6 tRNA genes and 1 rRNA gene are annotated in these 1,217 nt (G+C 53.9%); all 7 read left to right on the top strand.

Going from position 1 to position 1,217, the window contains the following annotated elements:
• Positions 1-73 precede the first annotated feature (73 nt).
• The 7 genes from rrf (at position 74) to EV586_RS20845 (ending at position 1,216) form a co-directional block, all read left to right on the top strand.
• Positions 74-190 (top strand): 5S ribosomal RNA (gene rrf, locus EV586_RS20875).
• Between the two features lie 244 nt (positions 191-434).
• Positions 435-518: transfer RNA gene (locus EV586_RS20870), tRNA-Tyr, on the top strand.
• Positions 519-544: 26 nt separating this feature from the next.
• Positions 545-637: transfer RNA gene (locus tag EV586_RS20865), tRNA-Ser, on the top strand.
• A gap of 4 nt (positions 638-641) precedes the next feature.
• Positions 642-718: transfer RNA gene (locus EV586_RS20860), tRNA-Met, on the top strand.
• A gap of 18 nt (positions 719-736) precedes the next feature.
• Positions 737-811: transfer RNA gene (locus tag EV586_RS20855), tRNA-Gln, on the top strand.
• A 63-nt stretch (positions 812-874) separates the two neighbouring features.
• Positions 875-950, top strand: a tRNA-Phe gene (locus tag EV586_RS20850).
• Positions 951-1,141: 191 nt separating this feature from the next.
• Positions 1,142-1,216 (top strand) — tRNA-Gly (locus tag EV586_RS20845).
• Position 1,217: the final 1 nt, after the last annotated feature.

Raw genomic sequence — 1,217 nt, 5'->3', positions numbered from 1 at the left:
GGGAACACAGCGGTAGATCGCCTAAGACCAGCGACGTCCTGTCGCAACGGCGATCGACTGTACATCCTGTACGTCTAGTGATAATGTCGTGGAGGCCACACCTGTTCCCATCCCGAACACAGAAGTTAAGCTCCACAGAGCCAATGGTACTTGGACCGCAGGGTCCTGGGAGAATAGGACGTCGCTAGGCAAAAATGAGAGACTCGATCTTACGCAGATCGGGTCTTTTTCTGTTTTCTCAGGCTGCAGATCGAAACGTGAATGAGCAAACAACCTGCGCGATGGACAAGTTTGAGCAGGACTGAGCGAATCAGTTGCATGTTTTGTATGATTTTGTTTCGAAAAAATGATTGTACGCGAATGATATGCGTGGTAAGATAAATCCTGTCGCCGCGAGAGATGCGGTGTGCGCGATAAGACAAGTGAATGAATATGGAGAGATACCAAAGTGGCCAAATGGGGCGGACTGTAAATCCGTTGCGAAAGCTTCGAAGGTTCGAATCCTTCTCTCTCCACCATGTACACAACTTCATGTTTATCTTCTGGAGAGATGTCCGAGTTTGGTCGAAGGAGCACGATTGGAAATCGTGTAGGCGCCTAAAACGTCTCGGGGGTTCGAATCCCCCTCTCTCCGCCATGATGGCGGCGTAGCTCAGCTGGCTAGAGCGACCGGTTCATACCCGGTAGGTCGGGGGTTCAAGTCCCTCCGCCGCTACCATATTCGAAAAGAAGAAGTTGGGGTGTCGCCAAGCGGTAAGGCAACGGACTTTGACTCCGTCATGCGAAGGTTCGATCCCTTCCACCCCAGCCAAAGGCTCGTTGGAGAAGCGGCTTAACTCACCGCCCTTTCAAGGCGGCATTCACGGGTTCGAATGGCTCGGTAGCTCAGTCGGTAGAGCAGAGGACTGAAAATCCTCGTGTCGGCGGTTCGATTCCGTCCCGAGCCACCATTTAAGGAAGGTCAGCTAAAAGCGCGACGTCCTGTCGCAACGCTGAACACGGTACATCCTGTACGTGACGTCCTGTCGCAACGCTGAACACGGTACATCCTGTACGTGACGTCCTGTCGCAACGCGGGACGATGGTAGCCCCGCTAAGAACGTGACGTCCTGTCGCAACACGGGACGCATACATCCTGTATGCGGAAGTGGCTCAGGGGTAGAGCATCGCCTTGCCAAGGCGAGGGTCGCGGGTTCGAATCCCGTCTTCCGCTCCAA

The organism is Tumebacillus sp. BK434 (genome assembly GCF_004340785.1).
GTDB lineage: Bacteria > Bacillota > Bacilli > Tumebacillales > Tumebacillaceae > Tumebacillus_A.
Note: the sequence above shows the minus strand (reverse complement) of the source record. Positions and strands in the feature narration are given on the sequence as shown.